This window comes from Streptomyces canus, assembly GCF_030816965.1.
GTDB lineage: Bacteria > Actinomycetota > Actinomycetes > Streptomycetales > Streptomycetaceae > Streptomyces > Streptomyces canus_E.
The window spans coordinates 1,128,952-1,146,463 of record NZ_JAUSYQ010000002.1 but is presented as its reverse complement, the minus strand read 5'-3'; the positions used below and the strand labels follow the sequence as shown (position 1 = coordinate 1,146,463).

Sequence of the window (17,512 nt, the reverse complement as noted above, 5' to 3'; positions counted from 1 at the left end):
TGTGCCGGGCGGCCGGGAGGACGGGCGATGGGGACGGACGGCAGCGCACCGGACGCCGAACGGCGGCGGCCGGCGGAAGCCGCCGCGGGTGCGGTGCCCTGGCGATGCTGGGGCCCGTACCTGAGCGAACGTCAGTGGGGCCCGGCCGCGAGGACCACAGCGACAACGGCGACGTCTGGTCGTACTTCACCCACGACCAGGCCCGCTCCCGCGCCCCCCACCAGACCGGCTGGACGGGCCTGGTGGCGGCCACCGCGACCCTCTTTCACTCGATCAGCGAGGAGGACTGGCACCGGGGCGGGCGGGAGTCGCTCCGGCCGCCGGGCGACCGGGAGGAGCCCCTGTCATGACGGTGATCCACGAGATCAACACCCTCGTCTGGCTGAGCGAGTTGAGCAGTCGCTACGGCCGTCCCGTCACCCTCGGCGACGTGCCCGGCGAGGTCTGGGACTCCGTCGCGCTGCCCGGCGTCGACACCGTCTGGCTGATGGGCGTGTGGGAACGCAGTCCCGCCGGACTGGAGATCGCCCTGCGTGACGAGGGACTCAGGGCCTCCTTCCGCGAGGCCCTGCCCGACGTCACCGACGCGGACATCGCCGGATCCCCGTACTGCGTGCGCGACTACGTCGTCGACGCCTCCCTCGGAGGACCCGAAGGACTGGCCACCGCCCGCACCCGACTCGCCGCACGAGGACTGCGGTTGATCCTCGACCACGTCCCCAACCACGTGGCCCCCGACCACCTTTGGCTCACGTCGAGCCCCGACCGTCTCGTACGGGGCACCGCCGACGACCTGGCCCGCGCCCCGGCGGACTTCATCGCGGCCGGGGGACAGGTCTACGCCCGCGGCCGTGACCCCTACTTCCCGCCCTGGCCGGACGTGGTCCAGCTGAACGCCTTCAGCGACGCGCTGCGCGAGGCGACCGTGGCCACCCTCGTGTCCATCGGCGACCAGGCCGACGGCGTGCGCTGCGACATGGCCATGCTGCTGATGAACGACACCTTCGCGAAGACCTGGGGAGACCGCGCGGGCACCGCCCCCACCGAGGACTTCTGGCCGTACGTCATCCCCCGCGTGCGGGCCCGCCACCCCGATCTCCTCTTCGTCGCCGAGGCCTACTGGGACCTCGAAGGGGCCCTCCAGCAGCAGGGCTTCGACCACTGCTACGACAAACGCCTCTACGACCGTCTGCTGCACGAGAGCGCCGACTCCGTCCGCGCCCACCTGGGCGCCGACCTCGCCCACCAGCGCGGTCTCGTCCGCTTCCTGGAGAACCACGACGAGCCCCGGGCCGCCGCCACCCTGCCCGGCGACCGGGGCCGGGCGTCGGCGGTGGCCGTGGCGACCCTGCCCGGCGCGACCCTCTGGCACGAGGGCCAGTTCGAGGGCCGCCGGATGCGGCCACCCGTGTTCCTGAGGCGCAGGCCGCAGGAGCCCCTCGACGAACCCCTGCGCGACTTCTACGGCCGACTGCTGCCCGCGGCTGCCGCGGTACGCAGGGGAGACTGGCGGTCGCTGACGCCGACGGGCCGGGCGGACAACGACACGCACCGACACCTGCTCGCCTGGACCTGGACGCACGCTGACGCCCGCCATCTGGTCGTCGTGAACGACTCCGACCGCCCGGCCCGGGCGAGGCTGCCGCTGCCGTGGGACGACCTGAGGGGCCGCGTGTGCCGTGCGACCGACCTGCTCACCGGGGCCGTGTACGACCGTGACGGAGACGAACTGGCCGACTGCGGTCTGTTCGTGTCCCTGGAGGGCTGGGGGTGCCACGTCCTCAAGTGGTGACGGCCATGGCGGGGGCGTACGGTCGAACGGAGACCATGAGCAGCGACCCGCAGGCGAGTTCTGCACCACGGACCACCCCACCGGACTCCGGCGGGGGCGGAAACGTCATGGCCCTGCTCGTCATCGCGTCCTGTCAGCTCATGGTGGTGCTCGACATCACCATCGTGAACATAGCGCTCCCGGACATCCAGCGCTCCCTCGACTTCTCCACCACCAGCCTGGCTTGGGTGGTCAACGCGTACACCCTCACCTTCGGCGGGCTGCTGCTGCTCGGCGGCAGGACCGGCGACATCCTCGGCAGGCGCCGCATGTTCGTCTTCGGAGTACTGCTGTTCGTGCTCGCCTCGCTGCTCGGCGGGCTCGCCCAGAACGAGGCCCAACTCCTCGCCGCACGCGCCCTTCAGGGCGTCGGCGGTGCCATCGCGTCTCCGACCGCCCTCTCGCTGGTCAGTACGACCTTCCGCGAAGGCCCCGAGCGCAACCGGGCGTTCGGCGTCTTCGCCGCGGTCTCGGCGGGCGGCGGCGCGATCGGGCTGCTGGCCGGCGGGGTCCTCGTCGAGTGGCTGAACTGGCGGTGGGTGCTGTTCGTCAACGTCCCGATCGGACTGCTCATCGCGATCGCCACGCCCCGCTGGATCCCTGAGTCGGAGCGGCATCCCGGCAACTTCGACATCACCGGCGCGCTGACCGCCACGGCGGGCATGGTGCTGCTGGTGTACGGCTTCATCCGGGCCGCCCAGGAAGGCTGGCGGGACGCGCTCACGCTGGCCTCGTTCGCCGGGGCGGTCGTCCTCCTCGCGGTGTTCGTGCTGGTCGAGAAGCGTTCCCGGCAGCCGATCACCCCGCTGCACATGTTCGCCGACCGCAACCGCGCGGGCACCTACGGCATCATGTTGTGCCTCGCGGCCGCGATCTTCGGCATGTTCTTCTTCCTGACCCTCTTCACGCAGAACGTCCTGGACTTCAGCCCGCTGGCGACCGGGTTCGCGTTCCTGCCGGTCAGCGCGGTCATCGCGATCGGCGCCGGTCTCGCCTCGCGCTTCCTGCCCGTGTACGGGCCCAAGCCCTTCATGGTCGGGGGCGCGATCCTCGCGTCGGCCGGGCTGGCCTGGCTGACCCTGACCGACGTCCACTCCACCTACGCGGGCAGTGTCCTCGGGCCCATGCTCGTCTTCAGTCTCGGCATGGGCATGGAGTTCGTGTCGCTGACCCTGATGGCGCTCTCCAACGTGCCCAACGAGGAGACCGGCGCGGCCTCCGGGCTCCTCAACGCCACCCAGCAGGTGGGCGGTTCGCTCGGGCTGTCCATCCTGGTCACGATGTTCGGCACGGCCAGCACCAACGAGGCGCAGAAGCAGGTCCCGCGCTTCCTCGCCCAGGCCTCCCCGGCCGAGCGCCGCCTGTTCCGGCGCACCGGTGAGCTCCCGGGCTCCTGGGGCGACGAGGTCCTCACCGCCGGTGTCTCGGCCGCCTTCGTGATGGCCGCGATCTTCACGGTGCTCGCCGCGCTCATCGCCGTCGTGGTCATCCAGGTCCGCCCCTCCGACCTGGAACGCCTCAAGGGCGGGCCGCCGCTGCCCTAGGGACGAGCCCGAGCCGCTGGGCGTGCAGCACCGTACTGACGCGGTCGTGCGTGCCGAGCTTGCGGTAGATGTTCGCGATGTGCTTGTGGACCGTACGCTCGGATATCCCGAGTCTGCGGCCGATCGCCACGGCGGTCAGGGCGTCGCCGAGCAGGAGCAGCACCGTCGTCTCCCGCGGCGTGAGCGCCACGTCGGCCGCCTCCTCGGAAGGCGTGTTGAGCCGCCGCAGAAGCTGCCGCTGCTGCTCGACGGCAGCGAGCAGAGGCTGCAACTGCTCGGCCAGGCGCAGCTCGTCGTCGGTGAAGTCCCGCCCGGAGCGGTACACCATGCACCCGGTGACCGGGGTGGTCGACTGCGGCAGCGGAATGCCCAGCACATGGTCGACGTCCAGGAGGTCGTCGAGGAGCTGCGCGGTCGGGCTTGCCGACCAGGAACGGCCGGCCACCCGACGGGCCGTGACCGGCGCCCGGTCGGGTCGGTCCGCGTAGTGCCGGGCCAACGGGTATCCCGAGCGCAGCAGAGCGGTGTCCTCGTCCCCGAGCGCGACGAACTCCGCGGTGACACCGGGGGACAGACCGAGCGTGCCCTCGCGCTCGTCCCAGTTGTCCAGCTTGTAGATCAGGGCGTCGCCACCGCACAGGACCGGCAGTTCGGCCGCCAGCAGGGGCCACAGTCGATCGGGGTCGCGTTCGTGGAGCGCGGCCACGGCGACCGACAGCACCCGCTCATACGCAGTTGTACCCATACCGACGTAGTACCTCGCTGACCCACACTTCATCCGAGCAACATCGACGTTCTCGGATGTACTCCAGCACATTGAAGCTCCGGCGGGCCGCAGTGGGGGGAGGGCGGCCCGTCGGACACGCCTGTCTTCCCGCGGGGGCGGCAGCGCCGGCCGCGACGCGTGCGGGCCGCCGGCACGGGGGACCGGCGGCCCGCACGAAGCCCTCGGTCTACTGGTCCGGCGCCTCCAGAGCCGGGCCCGGCGCGGGCTCCGGGTTGAACACCGGGTGGTAGCTCTCCGGCGGCGCGAGGTAGGTGGCGGGCAGGCCGCCCGTGTCGATCACGATCTGGTCCACCGCGATCGCCGGATCGACCATGAAGAGCCGCAGCACATGCTCCCCTGCCTCGGTGACCGTCACGGTGGCGGTCAGTCGCTCGACGCCGTCCTCCACCTGGCGGGCCCAGGCGTCCCCCCGGTTGCCGGTCGCGACGGCCTGCCCGGACAGGACGGTCACCGGCTGGTCGTCGAGCCCGACGGCCAGCCGCCGCTGCCCGCGCTCGTCCAGCGAGGGCAGCCGGAAGACCGTGACGGGAAAGGTGCCGGTGCTGCCGAACCGCACCCGGTACCGCAACTCCGGTGCCCGGGAGGTGAGGTCACCGGTGATCGGAGCCGCCGTGGAAGGAACGGCCTCGACGGCTCCCGTACGACGTCCGAGGCCCCGCACGGTCCGCCAGCGGCAACCGCCTCGGCCCACCCTCCGGTCGGCGTGCGCCGCGTCGATCGACACGTAACCGTGGGCCTCGACGAAGCCACGGGCCCGTCGGCGGCCGTTGACCACCCGCAGCGGCACGTCGAAGCGCTGCCCCGCGCCGGTGAAGGCGACCGTGGCCTCCTGCGCACCCTCGGGCGCGCGCTCCCAGTCGATCTCCACCCACACCCGCCGCTGCTCGGTGAGCGAACCACCGGCCGTGCTCAGCCTCACCCACGGGTGACTGGCCTCGGCCGCCCAGTCCAACGGCAGGAACCCGGTGTTGAAGACGTCGACGAAGCGCCGGTCGCGGGTGTACGAGGAGAACGACAGCGGTCGGCCGGCCCCGGTCTCGTTCCCCTCGGCCGCCACCCCGAGCCCGCCGGTCTCCTGCCGGGTCACCCTGGTGACGGTCGGGCGCCCCGGCGCCTTCGGGATCTGGGACGGGTACGGATTGATGAACCCGTCCCATTTTCCGCCCGCCACCTCGGTGTTGTACCGGCTGGTGAGAGCCGCCTCCGCCGTGTGTGCGGCGAGCGCGAGGTCCGCGAAGCGGTTCGTGCCGGCTCCACGGCCCTGCTGGGCGGCGAGCGCGTTGCGGTCCGCCCAGTAGTACTTGAGGTTCATCAAGTACGCGCCGTGGACCGGATATTCGACCAGTTCGTAGAAGGCGTCCCGATAGGCGTCGGGCAGCTCGGCGGCCACCGCCCGGACGCGCGCGAGAAGTCGGTCGTACGCCGCCATCCGGCGCCCGGCCTCGTCGCCGTGGTGGACGACGGAGACGAGGCCCGCGGCGATGAACTCGGGGCGCAGCTCCCCGGCGAGCCGGTAGTACTCGGTGCGGATCGCGGCGATCTCCCTGGCATGGCGTCGCCCGAACTGCCTCCCGGCCCACTCCGCCAGGAAGCCCTCGACCTCGTCGGCCTCCCAGCGGTCCACGTCCCAGGCCATGTCCATCGCGAAGGACAGGCCCGTCTCGATCGACTTGACGTCACCGACGTTGAAGATCCACATGCGGTCGGTGCCGTACTCGTAGACCCGCCGCAACTCCTGCCAGACCTTGGCCACTTGGGTCGTGTCCAGCCACAGGTAGCTCTTCGGACGGCCCCAGTAGGAGAGGTGGTAGTAGATCCCGTTGCCGCCCGGCCGCGCCCGCTCCGCCTCGTTCGGCAGCTGGCGCATGTTGCCGTGGTTGTCGTCCGGCCAGATCAGCGTGACGTCGTCGGGGACCTGGACACCCGCGTTGTAGAGGTCCAGGACCTCCTTGTACGGGATGAAGATCTGCGGCTCGGCGGCGGCGCCGACCTCTTCGGCGAGGATCCGGCGCTGGTCGGCGATGATGTCGTTCATCACCACGACCTTCTCCGGGATCGTGGTGGCGTACTTCGTCTCCAACGCAGTGTCGTGCAGGCCGCGCATGCCGAGGGTCCAGCTGCTCTCGTACGCGGCGTTCTGTCTCGCCCGCGCCCTCCAGTAGTCGGAGATGACAGCCGGATTGACCGTGTAGTCGTAGACCGGCGCACTGCCGTCGGCGTTCGGGTGTTCGGCGATCCACGGTTCCCATTCGTGGACTCCGTTGCGGAGCAGGGCCTCGGGGTGGCTGGAGCCGACGACGATGCCGTAGCGGTCGGCCAGTTCGGGGTTCTCCCGGTACTTGTTGAAGAAGTCGGAGTACGGATGCATCGCCGGCCACAGGTAGTTGGCCTTCAGGCGCAGCAGCAGCTCGAAGACGCGCTGGTACGTCTCGGGTCCGATGTTCTTGTCGGTCTCCTGGGTGCGGTGGGACCAAGTGGTCAGATTCTGCTCGTCGTTGATGAAGACGCCCCGGTAGCGGACGGACGGCTCCCGGCGCTCGAAGCGGCCGGCGGGGACCGTCACGGTGTCCCGGCGCTCGACGGGGACGTCCGCCCACCAGTACCAGGGAGAGACGCCGATGCGTTCGGAGGTGTCGTAGATCCCGTAGACCGTGCCGCGCCGGTCGCTGCCCGCGATCACCAGGGCGCGGTCGACGCCGGGCAGCGGACGCTCGATCACCTGCGTCACGGACGCCTCCCAACGGCCCTTCACCCGGGAGACGTCCAGGCGGCCCTGCGCGACGAGGCGGTCGATGGCGGGGCTCGCGCCGAGGGTGCCCACCAGGACGAGCAGGGGGGCGGTCCGCGGCAGTGTGCGCAGCAGGTCGGGTCTCGCCCCGGAGACCCGTTCGACGTCCGACTGGAGGTCGCCGGCGGCGCGGACGACGGCGGGGTCGTCCGCCGCGTCCACGAAGATGCCGACGGCCGTGCCTCCCGCCGCCAGCGGGAAGGCGGGGCGGTCCGAGGCGGCCGCCTGGGCGCTGCTCGGGATCAGGCCGGGGAGGAAGGGGGCCGCGCCGACGGCGGCCATTCCCCGGAGGAAGGACTTGCGGGTCCATTGCTGGTGCGGCACGAGACGCTCCCCCTGGTTGGCACGGGCAGGCCAGAAAGCGCTTTCTCCGGAACCCTAGGCGAGGTGTTCGCGGGGCGTCCAGAGGTGTGCGTGAAGGGAGTGCCGTGGTGTGCTTTGTGGCGTCTCAGACGGGCCGTATCGCGCCGCGGATGATCGACTCGCCGGTCGGGTAGATCGACTCCTCGCGGATGGACGCGCCCGGGCCCGGCGCGTGGATCATCATGCCGTTGCCGGTGCACAGGCCCACGTGGCTGAAGTCGTCGTGGAAGAAGACGAGGTCGCCGGGTTGCATGGCGTACAGCGATACCGCCGTGCCGGTGCTCGCCTGGCCGAGGGTGGTGCGGGGGAGGGAGACGCCGGCGACCTTCCAGGCGGCCTGGGTGAGGCCGGAGTTGTCGTACGAACCCGGGCCCGCCGCGCCCCAGACGCAGGGTTTGCCGATCTGGGAGCGGGCGAAGGCGAGCACCTGGATGACCTTTGAGTCGTAACCGGGGTCGACGGTGGGGAGGTCGACGCTGGGGGCCGCGGCGGGCTGGGGTGCCTGCCAGTCCGGTTCGGGGGCGCGGGGGGCCGGGATGGCCGGGATGTTCTGGAGGGCGGCCGGGACGGTCTGGACGGTGTCGGCCGGCGGGGGTGCGATCGTCGCGAGGGGCGCGGTGAGGGGTGTGGAGTACTCGGGGTGAGCCGTGGTGGGTTGCGCGGAGTACTCGGCGAAGCCTGTGGTGTTCTGTGCGGTGTACTCGGGGAATCTCGGGGTGGCCTGTGCGGCGTATTCGGGTATGCCGGTGGTGAGTCGGTCGCCGTAGTCCGGGAAGCCCGTGGTCGTCTGTGCGGTGTATTCAGGTGTCCCGGTGCCGAGTTGGCCGCTGTAGTCCGTGAACCCGGTGGTGGTTTGTGCGGTGTACTCGGGCAGTCCCGTGACGAGTTGCCCGGTGTGGTCGGGGAGCCCTGTGCCGATCTGCGGGCTGTACTCGGGGTGTCCCGCGCTGACCTGCGGGGCGTACTCCGGGAAGCCGGTGGCGGGTTGGGCGGTGTACTCGAGGGCCCCAGCAGTGAGTCGCGTGGTGAAGCCGGGGGCCGTGATGGCCGGTTGCGAGGGGTAATCGGAGGTCGCGGCGGCCGGTTGCGGGGTGTACTCCGGGAAGCCGGTGACGGGCTGGGCGGTGTACTCGGGAGCCACGGTCACAGGCTGGGTGGTGTACTCGGGGACCCCGGCGACGGATCGCGGCGTGTACTCAGGCACCCCGGTGACGAGTTGGGGGCTGCCCAAGGCGGGCATTTCGCCGGTGCCGGTGAGGTTCTGCGAGGCCCGTTCCGGTGCCCACGAAGGTGACTGGGCCGGCGCGGCGGTGAGCGCGGCCGGTGCCGTCTCCGGTGCGCTCGGCAGGGCGAGCATGGGCGCGGCGGTCAGTTCCGGCATGGCGCCTTCGGCCGGCTTCGGTTCGCGTGCCGAGGGAGCGTCCGACGGGCGCTGGCGACGTGTCTCGGCAGGGCGGGCGGCAACGCGGTCGGAGGGCAGGGTCGCCGCGATCGTCGGGCCCGTCTTCGCGCGGGCCGCGCCGTACCACTGCTTGGCGATGTCGTCGAGGGCGGGATCGCCGCCGGTCCTGCGCCCGCCGCCGGTCGCCGGACCGGTACGGCCGCGGGTGCTGGAGGCCGTTCGGGCCGCGCGCGTGGCGTTGTACGTACCGGAGTCGGTCTCGGCCCGGTCGTAGAGATTGGTGACCCGTCGGCTCACCTCGTCGTGGCTCGGCCCCTCGTCCGCGGCGGCGTTCCCGGTCTGCGAGAGGAGGGCCGCGGAAGCGATGGCGGCCGTCGCGAGTGCGGAGTTGCGCTTGGCCGGGAGGCTGAACCCTCCATTGCGCGAAATTCGATCCGGCGCCATGAAAGACGTGCCCCTTCCGTCGTGCTGCTCGCCGTCAACTTAGCCAACTTGTGTGGCTCCCGTGAAGGTTGAAGTGTGAAAAGCGTGAGATGTAACTGTGACCTTCGTCGCGTGCGAGCGGGTTCTCCCGGTGCGGATCAGCGTTTTGCCTGGTGGGAGAGCCACGCCTCGTAGTGGTCGAGGATCGTCTCCTCGACCGGGCGGTAGACGAGGCCCAGTTCGTTCACGCTGCGGCTGTTGTCCACCTTGAAGCGGATGCCGAGGTGTTTGCGGATGTAGTCCTGGGTCAGTCCGAAGGCGGGGCCGAGGATGCGCACGGGCCAGTGCGGGAGCGCGGTGCGCGGGATGCGCAGGCCGCGGGGGTGGCGGGTGCGGATGATGCGGGACATCTCGTGGAACGACGTCATCGTCGGCGCGGCCAGGATGTAACGGCCCTTCGCGTCGGGCTTCTCCGCCGCCGAGATGTGCGCGTCGGCCACGTCACGGACGTCGACCGTGGTGAAGCTGAAGTCGGGGGCGCCGTAGAAGAAGTAGCCCTTGAAGAGTTCCTCCAGGAGGAAGAGGCTGCCGGACTCGGAGGCGGGCGCGAGTGAAGGGCCCAGGATCAGGCCGGGGTTGACGGACACCATGCGCCAGCGGTCCTGCGCGGCCTCCGCGTCCCAGGCCGCGCGCTCGGCGACCGTCTTGGCGTAGTGGTACGGGTTGTTCTCGACCGTGCTGCTGGTGTTGAAGTACTTCTCCGACAGGACCTGCCCGTCCATGTCCCGCACGTCGGAGTAGTCGCCGAAGATCGCGCCGACCGTGGAGGTGAAGACCAGCCGTTCGACCGTCGGCGTCCGCTCGATGCCGGCCAGGACGTTGCGGGTGCCGGTCAGGGCCGGGTCGACCATGTCCTTCTGGCCGTCCTTGATCTTCTCCGGCATGAAGAACGGCGAGGCGACATGGAAGACGACGCGGCAGCCTGCCATCGCCTCGCCGAAGGAGCCCTCGTCGAGGAGGTCGGCCTCGAACAGCGTGAGCCGGCCGGGGAACTCCGCTTCCATCTGCCGCAGCGGCCGCACCTTCGCCGCGTTCGCGAGACTGCGCACGGTGGCGTGCACCTCGTAACCCCGCTCCAGCAGCCGCCGTACCAGATGGCTGCCGACGAAACCGCTGCCGCCGGTCACCAGGACGCTGCCCGACTCCGCACCCATGCCCTCGCTCCTCCACCCCGGGGGTGACATTGAAGCACCGGTGGATCTTCAAAGGGAGCCCTTATGCAGCCGATCCGTGGGGGCGAGAGGGATGGCGGAACGTCATGCGACGCCTGCTGTCTACCGTACGTTCTGTACATCCTGTACGTTCACACCGTTCGCTTTCCTCTCCGGCCTCCATCCCCAGGAAACGGTCTTGTTCAGTGTGCTGCGGATCCGGGATTACCGGTTTCTCGCGTCCGGTCAACTGCTGTCCAACCTGGGCGACTGGTTCCTGCTCCTCGCGGTCCCGTACTACGTCCTGGAGCTGACCGGCTCCGCCATGGCCTCGGGTTTCTCGCTGGCCGCGGCAACGGTCCCAGCACTGGTCCTCGGTCCGCCGGCCGGGGCGCTCGTCGACCGCTGGAACCGGCTGCGCGTCATGATCGCCGCGGACCTGGGCCGCATGGTGGCGGTCTCGCTGATGCTGTGGGTGGACCGTCCGGGCGAAGTGTGGCTGATCTACGTCGCGTTGGTCCTGGAAGCGTCCCTGAGCCAGCTGTTCAACCCGGCCTCCGCCGCCCTGCTCCCGCAACTGGTGGGCCGGGAGGGCGACCTCCACTCGGCGAACTCCCTGAGCGCCCTGATCGCCGGCTCCATCCGGCTCGTCGGCGGCCCGTTGGGCGGGGCCGTGTACGGCGGCCTGGGTTTCACGGCAGTCGTCGCCATCGACACGATCAGCTACGCGTGTTCGGCACTGTGCCTCACGATGGTCCGCTACCGGCCGCGGGCGACGGTGTGCCGAAGCACCGGAGCGGGGCGCGGGCAGGTACGCAGGCTGGCCGCCGAGATCGGCGACGGAGTCGCCGAGATGCGCCACAGCCCGTGGCTGGCGGCGCTGGCGGCAGCCGGTGCTCTCTTCGCGATCGCCACGTCCGCCGTGAACGTCGGCCTCATCCCGTACATGGACCAGGTCCTGCACGCCTCACCACAGATCCTCGGCCTGCTCTTCGGGGCTTTCGGTGCGGGGTTCCTGCTCGGGGTGCCGCTCAGCCGCGCACTCGCCCGGCGGTACGCCGACCGGACTGTGCTGGTGGGCTCCCTCGCCGCGCTCGCCGTGGCCTTCGCGGCGACCTTCAACACCCCTGTGATCGGGTGGAGCGCCGTACTGTTCCTCACCATCGGGGCGCCCATGGTCTGTTTCGCCATCACGAGCGGGACGTTCGTCGCCCGTCACACCCCTGACGCCGTGCTGGGCAGGGTCAGCGCCACCAACGGGTTTCTGCAGGCGGCGGCCTCCTTGTCGGGCATGCTGGCCGGCTCACTGCTGAGCGAGGCGCTGGGTGTCGTGACGATGATGAACCTGTGCTGCGTCACCGTCGCACTGGCCGCCGGAACGGTGCTGCTCATGCCGCGGCGTCAGCCGCCCGTCCCTGAGGATGTGCCCCTCAAGGAAGCGGCGTGACCATCGGCGCACCGCCTGGCCGCAGACCCTGGACCCGCTTCGCCCGGTGACACCATGAACCACGCTCACCACCGTTACAGGCCGCCCGTGTTCGCCGGGCGGCCTGTCTCACGCAGGGCCTGTCACCAACGGGGAAGCCTGAGCTCGTAGTCGGGCTGGAACCGCTGCATGTATCCGGTGTCGTCGCGGCTGCGTACACCGGAGTCGAGGTAGAGGCGGTGCAGCCGGGCCAGGGCCTCGTGGTCGAGTTCCACACCGAGGCCGGGTCCGGTCGGCACCTTGACCTCGCCGTCGCGGAACTCCAGGACACCGGGGAGGACGACGTCGTCCGCCGAGTTCCACGGGTAGTGCGTGTCGCAGGAGTGGTCGAGGTTCGGGATCGCCGCCGCCACATGGGTCATGGCGGCCAGGCTGATGCCCAGGTGCGAGTTGGAGTGCATGGACAGGGCGAGCCCGAACGCCTCGCAGACGGCGGCCAGTTCACGGGTGCGGCGCAGGCCGCCCCAGTAGTGGTGGTCGGTCAGCAGCACCTGGATCGCGTTCTGTTCGATCGCGGGCCTCAGGTGCTCCCAGGCGATCACGCACATGTTGGTGCCCAGCGGCATGGGAGCGTCCTTCGCCACCGCCGCCATGCCCTCGATGCCCTTGGTCGGGTCCTCCAGGTACTCCAGGACACCGTCGAGTTCACGGGCCACGTACCTCGAAGTCTCCACCGTCCAGGCTGTGTTGGGGTCCAGGCGCAACGGCTGCCCGGGGAAGGCCGCCGCGAGTGCCTTGATCGCGGCGATCTCCTCGTCGGGCGGGAAGACACCGCCCTTCAGCTTGAACGACCTGAACCCGTACCGCTCCTGCATCAGCCGGGCCTGCTCCACGATGCCGGCCGGGTCCAGGGCCTCACCCCAGTCGTCGCCGACGGCGGCGCGGCCGTCGAGGGCCGGGTGCTCAGCCCACTTGTAGAAGAGATACGCGGCGAACGGCACCGACTCCCGGACCGTCCCGCCGAGCAGGTCGCTGACCGGGCGGCCGAGCAGCTTGCCCTGCGCGTCGAGACAGGCCACCTCCACCGCCGACGTGGTCCAGCCGCGCTCGTGGGAGCTGGGCACGGTCGGCAGCAGAGCGGCGTCGATCGCGGCGCCGAGGGCGGTCGTGTCGAAGACGTCCATGCCGGCGACGACCTTCGCGGCGGCCTCAAGTCGTTCCAGGCGGGCCACGCCGCCGGGGGACTCGCCGAGGCCCACCGTGCCGTCCTCGAGGACGAGTTGGAGGATGGTGCGCAGGGCGAGGGGCTCGTGGACGCCGTTGGAGTTGAGCAGCGGCGGGTCGCGGAAGGCGATCGGGGTGACGATCAGCTCCTTGATCCGAGTCGGGTCGCTCATGCGCCGACCACCTCCAGGCCGTGGTCGATGAGCTTGGACAGGCGCGCGATGTGCTCCGGGGCCGGATCGACCAGGGGCGCCCGTACGCCACCGACGTCCAGTCCCCGCAGAGCCACTCCCGCCTTCACGAGCGCCACGGCATACCCCGGCACCTCGTCGCGGAGCTGGACGAGGGGGCCGTAGAACTCGTCGAGGAGGGTGTCGAGAAGCGGTCGGTCGCCCGCGGCGAGTGCCCGATGGAAGGCGAGGGCGATCTCGGGCGCGAAGGCGAACACGGCGGAGGAGTACAACGGGACGCCGATGCCCTGATAGGCGGGCGCGGTCATCTCCGCCGTCGGGAGGCCGTTGAAGAACTGGAAGTCCTCCGTGCCCGGCACGGCACGCACCGCGCGCACGATGCGGTGCATCCGCTCGATGTCGCCGAGGCCGTCCTTGAGGCCGACGACCCTGGGCAGTGCGGCGATCTCGGCGGCCGTCTTTTCGGTAAGTCGGGCGGTGCCCCGCTGGTAGAAGATCACCGGGAGCTCGCTCGCGGCGGTGACCTCCTCGACGTAGCGCACCAGACCCTGCTGCGGAGCCGTCACGAGGTACGGCGGGAGCAGCAGGATGCCGTCGGCGCCGGCCTGCGCCACGCGGGCGGCCTGGTCGCGGGCGACCGGGGTGGGGCCGCCGGCCGCGGCCAGGACGGGCACCCGGCCCGCGGTCGTCTCGACCGCGACCCGGGTGGCCCGCTCGATCTCGTCGGGTGTCAGCGCGTGGAACTCACCGGTGCCGCAGGCGACGAACACGCCGCCCGCACCCGCCGCGACGCCGCTGTCGATGTGCTGGGCGAGCCGTTCCTCGTCCAGCGAGCCGTCCGCGGTGAACGGCGTCACCGGGAAGAACAGCACTCCTTGGAACTTCATGTCTCCCTCAAACGTGGGGGGTCGGGGTCAGCCCTTCGTGGCACCGGCGGCGATGCCGGTGACCAGGGAGCGCTGGAGGAGCAGATAGACGATCAGGCTGGGTATCAGGGCGATGACCGCACCGGCCAGGACCACCCCGGAGCCGACCTCGGGGTCGGTGCGCAGGATGGACAGGGCGACGGTGACCGTGTAGTCGGTGGGGTCCTTGGAGGCGATCAGGGGCAGCAGGTACTGGTCCCAGATCATGATGAAACCGAGCACCCCGGCCACGCCCAGCGCGGGCTTGCACAGCGGCAGGATGATCTGCCACAGCATCCGCAGTTCGCCGACGCCGTCGAGGCGGGCCGCCTCCTCGATCTCGGCGGGGATGTCCCGCATGAACTCGGTCAGCATCATCACCGAGAAGCCCCAGGCGCCCAGCGGCAGGATGACACCCCAGACGGTGCCCTTCAGGTCCAGGTGGACCACCGGGACGTCACCGAGGACCAGGGACAGGGGGATCGCGATCACCTCCTCGGGCAGCATCAGCGTCATCATGAACAGCATCATGATCAGTGCCTGGCCACGGAACCGGTGCCGCGCCAGCGCGTACGCGGCCAGCGTGCACACCACGAGCTGGAGCAGCAGCCCGCCGCCCGCGATGACCAGGGAGTTGCCGAGGTAGTCCCAGATACCGCGCTCGCCCGCCACCCTGAAGTTCAGCAGCGTGCTGTCGTGCGGCAGGAACGACAGCGAGGATCCGCTGGGGTTGGCGGTGAAGGCGCCCGAGAAGATCGTCAGGAACGGCGCCGCGAAGACGGCGAGGGCGATCAGACAGAGCAGGATGCGCAGGGCCCAGGCGAGACCGGGCCGGTCGTTCCAGCCGAGGGCGGTGTCGAAGCGGGCCGGAATGGTCCGCTGCGCCTTGGTGATCCGTCCGGCCGGGGTGTCAGGTGCCGCCGGCCGGACGGGGTCGATGACGGGGGCGCTCATCGCGCTTCTCCCCTCGTGCGGAGGTGGTTGACCAGGACGGTGAGCAGCAGCGTCACGCAGAGCAGGACGACCGAGGCCGCCGAGGCGCCGCCGATGTCGTTGCGGGTGAAGCCCAGGGTGTAGGCGCGCGTCATCCAGACATCGGTGGACCCGGCGGGGCCGCCGCCGGTGAGGACGTAGACCTCGGTGAACACGCGCAGCCCGCGGATCGTGGCGAGGGTGAGCACGATCATGAGCGCCGGACGGATCGCGGGAAGCGTGACGAAGCGCAGCCGCTGCCACAGCGAGACACCGTCCATCGCCGCCGCCTCGTACAGCGAGCGGTCCACGCCCGCGAGACCGGCGAGGAAGATCACCATGTTGTACGGCGCCCAGATCCAGATGCCCATCACCATCGTCGAGTACAGCGCGATGTCGGGGTTGTCGAGGAACTGGACGGTCCCGAGTCCGAAGAAGTGCAGGCCGCTGTTGAGCAGGCCGTCGGAGGTCGGGTAGTACATCAGCCGCCACAGCTCGCCGACGACCGCGGTGGCCGTGACGGCGGGCAGGAAGACCGCGGTACGGAGGAACTTCAGCGAGCGGGCCTGGCCCTCGAGGAGCAGCGCGAGGGCGAACCCGAGCAGGATCGCGCCGACCGACTGGCCCATGCCCAGGATCAGGGTGTGCCCGATGGCGTCCTGGAAGCGGTGGTCGGTCAGGACCCGGCTGTAGTTCTCGAGGCCGATCCACTTGTCGCCGAGGAAGGGCCTGACGTCGAAGAAGCTGAGCCAGATGCCCTTGGCCATCGGCCAGAACTTGAAGACGAGGGCGAGCAGCAGACCCGGAGCCAGGAAGAGCCAGGGGACGACGGCCTTCTTGTCGAAGGCCCTCCTGCCCATGCCTTTGCGCGCCGCGGGGGCGGGAACGGTAGCGGTCATTTCAACAGGTCCTGGTCCTTGAGGTCACCGGCGAGGGTGTCGTTGAGCTCCTTGAGCTGTGAGCGGACGTCACCGCCGCAGTACGTGAAGATCGCGTTCAGCGCGTCGGCGGTGTCCTGCTTGATCGGGGCGAAGTCCGGCGCGTTCGGGAACTGCTCGGAGGCGTCCTCGTAGGCCTTCTGTACGACACTCCAGCGGGCGTCGTTCCTGACCTTCGCCGCGTCCAGCGTGGAGTTCACGGGGATACGGACGACGGGCTGGTGGCCGTCGACGCTGGTCATGGCGATCTTCTGGCCCTCGGCCGAGACCAGGAACGAGGCCAGCGCCAGCTCCTGTTCGTCCTTGCCGGTCTTGGCACCGAGGTAGACGTTCTCGCCGTCGGCCAGCACATCGCCGCCGGCCGGGCCGGCGGGGGCCGGGACGACCTCGTACGTGTCCTTGCCGGGCGTGGCGTCGAAGGTGGTGATGTTGTACGGGCCGGTCATGTACATCCCGGCGTTGCCGTCCTGGAAGTTGGTGGCCGTCGCCGTGACGGCGGTGATCGCGCCGGGCTGGACGACCCCCTTCTTGCCGCAGAAGAGGTTGTCCTTCATCCAGGTCACGGCGTTGACCGCGGCGGCCGAGTCCATGGCCGGGGTGTACGTGCCCTTCCCGTCCGCCTCGATGATCTGCGCGCCGCCCTGCCACAGGAAGCTCGCGCCCCACCAGGCGGCGTAACCGTTCTGGGCGCTGGCCGGTGCGACGATGCCGTAGGTGTCGGCCTTGCCGTCGCCGTCCGGATCCTCGGTGGCGAAGGCCTTGGCGACGGAGAGCATCTCCTGCCAGGTCTTCGGCGCCTTCAGCCCGAGCTTCTTCAGCCAGTCGGTCCTGATCATCAGGGCCTGGGCCTGACGGGAGTACGGGATGCCGTAGTGCTTCCCGTCGATGCCGACCGTGGAGGACCAGGACTTGTCGGTGATCCGGTCGCCGCCCGCGATCGAGGCGGGGTCGATCGGCTTGAGCAGGCCCTGGCTCTGGTAACTGCCCATCAGCGCCGTGTCGTTGATCATGACGTCCGGCAGGTCCTTGGTGGACGCCCGGCTCTGGAGCTGCTGGTCGAAGTTGATGACCGGCTGGTAGTCGATCTTGATGCCGGTCTTCTTGGTGAAGGCGGCGAAGACCCGGTCGTAGGTGGCGGCCGAGTCCGGATTGCTCCGGGTCCAGACCTCCAGCGTGTTCGGATCGCTGCTGCCCGCGCGGTCGGAGCCGGAGCCACAGGCGGCCGTCGCGAACATCAATCCCGCGACGGTGGCCGCCGCGGCCAGGCAGCGTCGTCGTCGGCGATCGCCCATGGACACTCTCCGTTCATATCCGTGAACCCGCTTCACGAATCTAAATGATCGGCCAAGCTACGGATCGTTTCTTCTGTATGTCAAGACATGGCTGGGAGTCTTCACCTGACTCTTGCGAGGATGCGCCGGCGTTCACGCCGGGGAGGGATCGCATCCCGTGGCGGCGACGCTGAGCGTCGCCGTGTCCGGTCTCCTGGGGCGCGGAGCGCCCGCAA

General features: G+C 70.2%; 13 protein-coding genes. 4 read left to right on the top strand and 9 right to left on the bottom strand.

All coding sequences use genetic code 11. The annotated features are described in order from the left end of the window. Positions 1-134: 134 nt before the first annotated feature. From QF027_RS06185 to QF027_RS06175, 3 genes are all read left to right on the top strand, one after another. Positions 135-350 carry a hypothetical protein gene (locus QF027_RS06185; protein WP_307073180.1) on the top strand — a complete coding sequence of 72 codons (216 nt, stop codon included), beginning with the start codon at positions 135-137 and terminating at the stop codon, positions 348-350. Then, positions 347-1,792 carry an alpha-amylase gene (locus tag QF027_RS06180; protein ID WP_307073178.1) on the top strand — a complete coding sequence of 482 codons (1,446 nt, stop codon included), beginning with the start codon at positions 347-349 and terminating at the stop codon, positions 1,790-1,792. Before QF027_RS06185 ends, QF027_RS06180 begins: the two co-directional genes overlap by 4 nt. Before the next feature lie 107 nt (positions 1,793-1,899). Beyond that, positions 1,900-3,375: an MFS transporter gene (locus QF027_RS06175; RefSeq protein ID WP_373431084.1), complete on the top strand. Its 1,476-nt coding sequence runs from the start codon at positions 1,900-1,902 to the stop codon at positions 3,373-3,375. Here the strand turns inward: QF027_RS06175 and QF027_RS06170 are convergent. The 4 genes from QF027_RS06170 to QF027_RS06155 form a co-directional block, all read right to left on the bottom strand. Then, positions 3,350-4,120, bottom strand: a complete 771-nt coding sequence (locus QF027_RS06170; protein ID WP_306985215.1) for a helix-turn-helix transcriptional regulator — start codon at positions 4,118-4,120, stop codon at positions 3,350-3,352. The genes QF027_RS06175 and QF027_RS06170 overlap by 26 nt on opposite strands. Positions 4,121-4,328: 208 nt before the next feature. Beyond that, the gene (locus tag QF027_RS06165; protein WP_307082302.1) at positions 4,329-7,232 is read right to left on the bottom strand and encodes a glycosyl hydrolase 115 family protein; all 2,904 of its coding nucleotides are present in this window, start codon (positions 7,230-7,232) and stop codon (positions 4,329-4,331) included. A 166-nt stretch (positions 7,233-7,398) separates the two neighbouring features. Next, positions 7,399-9,159 (bottom strand): NlpC/P60 family protein, encoded by a 1,761-nt coding sequence (locus tag QF027_RS49525; protein WP_373432075.1) that lies wholly within the window; start codon positions 9,157-9,159, stop codon positions 7,399-7,401. 137 nt (positions 9,160-9,296) lie between these two features. After that, positions 9,297-10,352, bottom strand: coding sequence for an NAD-dependent epimerase/dehydratase family protein (locus QF027_RS06155; RefSeq protein WP_307073176.1), 1,056 nt, complete (start codon positions 10,350-10,352; stop codon positions 9,297-9,299). Positions 10,353-10,557: 205 nt separating this feature from the next. On the opposite strand from QF027_RS06155, the gene QF027_RS06150 reads away from it, so the two are divergent. Continuing rightward, positions 10,558-11,796: an MFS transporter gene (locus tag QF027_RS06150; protein WP_306986794.1), complete on the top strand. Its 1,239-nt coding sequence runs from the start codon at positions 10,558-10,560 to the stop codon at positions 11,794-11,796. 122 nt (positions 11,797-11,918) lie between these two features. Here the strand turns inward: QF027_RS06150 and QF027_RS06145 are convergent, their stop codons facing one another. The 5 genes from QF027_RS06145 to QF027_RS06125 are packed head-to-tail and all read right to left on the bottom strand — an operon-like array spanning position 11,919 to position 17,297. After that, on the bottom strand, positions 11,919-13,172 hold the full coding sequence (locus QF027_RS06145) for a glucarate dehydratase family protein (protein WP_307073174.1): 1,254 nt from the start codon (positions 13,170-13,172) through the stop codon (positions 11,919-11,921). Then, positions 13,169-14,077 carry a 5-dehydro-4-deoxyglucarate dehydratase gene (locus QF027_RS06140; protein WP_307073172.1) on the bottom strand — a complete coding sequence of 303 codons (909 nt, stop codon included), beginning with the start codon at positions 14,075-14,077 and terminating at the stop codon, positions 13,169-13,171. The genes QF027_RS06145 and QF027_RS06140 overlap by 4 nt, the downstream gene beginning before the upstream one ends. A gap of 27 nt (positions 14,078-14,104) precedes the next feature. Further along, positions 14,105-15,049 carry a carbohydrate ABC transporter permease gene (locus tag QF027_RS06135; protein WP_307073170.1) on the bottom strand — a complete coding sequence of 315 codons (945 nt, stop codon included), beginning with the start codon at positions 15,047-15,049 and terminating at the stop codon, positions 14,105-14,107. Then, the gene (locus tag QF027_RS06130) at positions 15,046-15,966 is read right to left on the bottom strand and encodes a carbohydrate ABC transporter permease (RefSeq protein ID WP_306985226.1); all 921 of its coding nucleotides are present in this window, start codon (positions 15,964-15,966) and stop codon (positions 15,046-15,048) included. Before QF027_RS06130 ends, QF027_RS06135 begins: the two co-directional genes overlap by 4 nt. After that, the gene (locus QF027_RS06125) at positions 15,963-17,297 is read right to left on the bottom strand and encodes a sugar ABC transporter substrate-binding protein (RefSeq protein WP_307073167.1); all 1,335 of its coding nucleotides are present in this window, start codon (positions 17,295-17,297) and stop codon (positions 15,963-15,965) included. Before QF027_RS06125 ends, QF027_RS06130 begins: the two co-directional genes overlap by 4 nt. Positions 17,298-17,512 lie beyond the last annotated feature (215 nt).

Coding starts and splice junctions, on each gene's coding strand:
- QF027_RS06180 (WP_307073178.1), top strand. CDS start 347: ATGACGGTGATCCACGAGATCAACACCCTCGTCTGGCTGAGCGAGTTG.
- QF027_RS06175 (WP_373431084.1), top strand. CDS start 1,900: ATGGCCCTGCTCGTCATCGCGTCCTGTCAGCTCATGGTGGTGCTCGAC.
- QF027_RS06170 (WP_306985215.1), bottom strand. CDS start 4,120: ATGGGTACAACTGCGTATGAGCGGGTGCTGTCGGTCGCCGTGGCCGCG.
- QF027_RS06165 (WP_307082302.1), bottom strand. CDS start 7,232: ATGGCCGCCGTCGGCGCGGCCCCCTTCCTCCCCGGCCTGATCCCGAGC.
- QF027_RS49525 (WP_373432075.1), bottom strand. CDS start 9,159: ATGGCGCCGGATCGAATTTCGCGCAATGGAGGGTTCAGCCTCCCGGCC.
- QF027_RS06155 (WP_307073176.1), bottom strand. CDS start 10,352: ATGGGTGCGGAGTCGGGCAGCGTCCTGGTGACCGGCGGCAGCGGTTTC.
- QF027_RS06145 (WP_307073174.1), bottom strand. CDS start 13,172: ATGAGCGACCCGACTCGGATCAAGGAGCTGATCGTCACCCCGATCGCC.
- QF027_RS06140 (WP_307073172.1), bottom strand. CDS start 14,077: ATGAAGTTCCAAGGAGTGCTGTTCTTCCCGGTGACGCCGTTCACCGCG.
- QF027_RS06135 (WP_307073170.1), bottom strand. CDS start 15,049: ATGAGCGCCCCCGTCATCGACCCCGTCCGGCCGGCGGCACCTGACACC.
- QF027_RS06130 (WP_306985226.1), bottom strand. CDS start 15,966: ATGACCGCTACCGTTCCCGCCCCCGCGGCGCGCAAAGGCATGGGCAGG.
- QF027_RS06125 (WP_307073167.1), bottom strand. CDS start 17,297: ATGGGCGATCGCCGACGACGACGCTGCCTGGCCGCGGCGGCCACCGTC.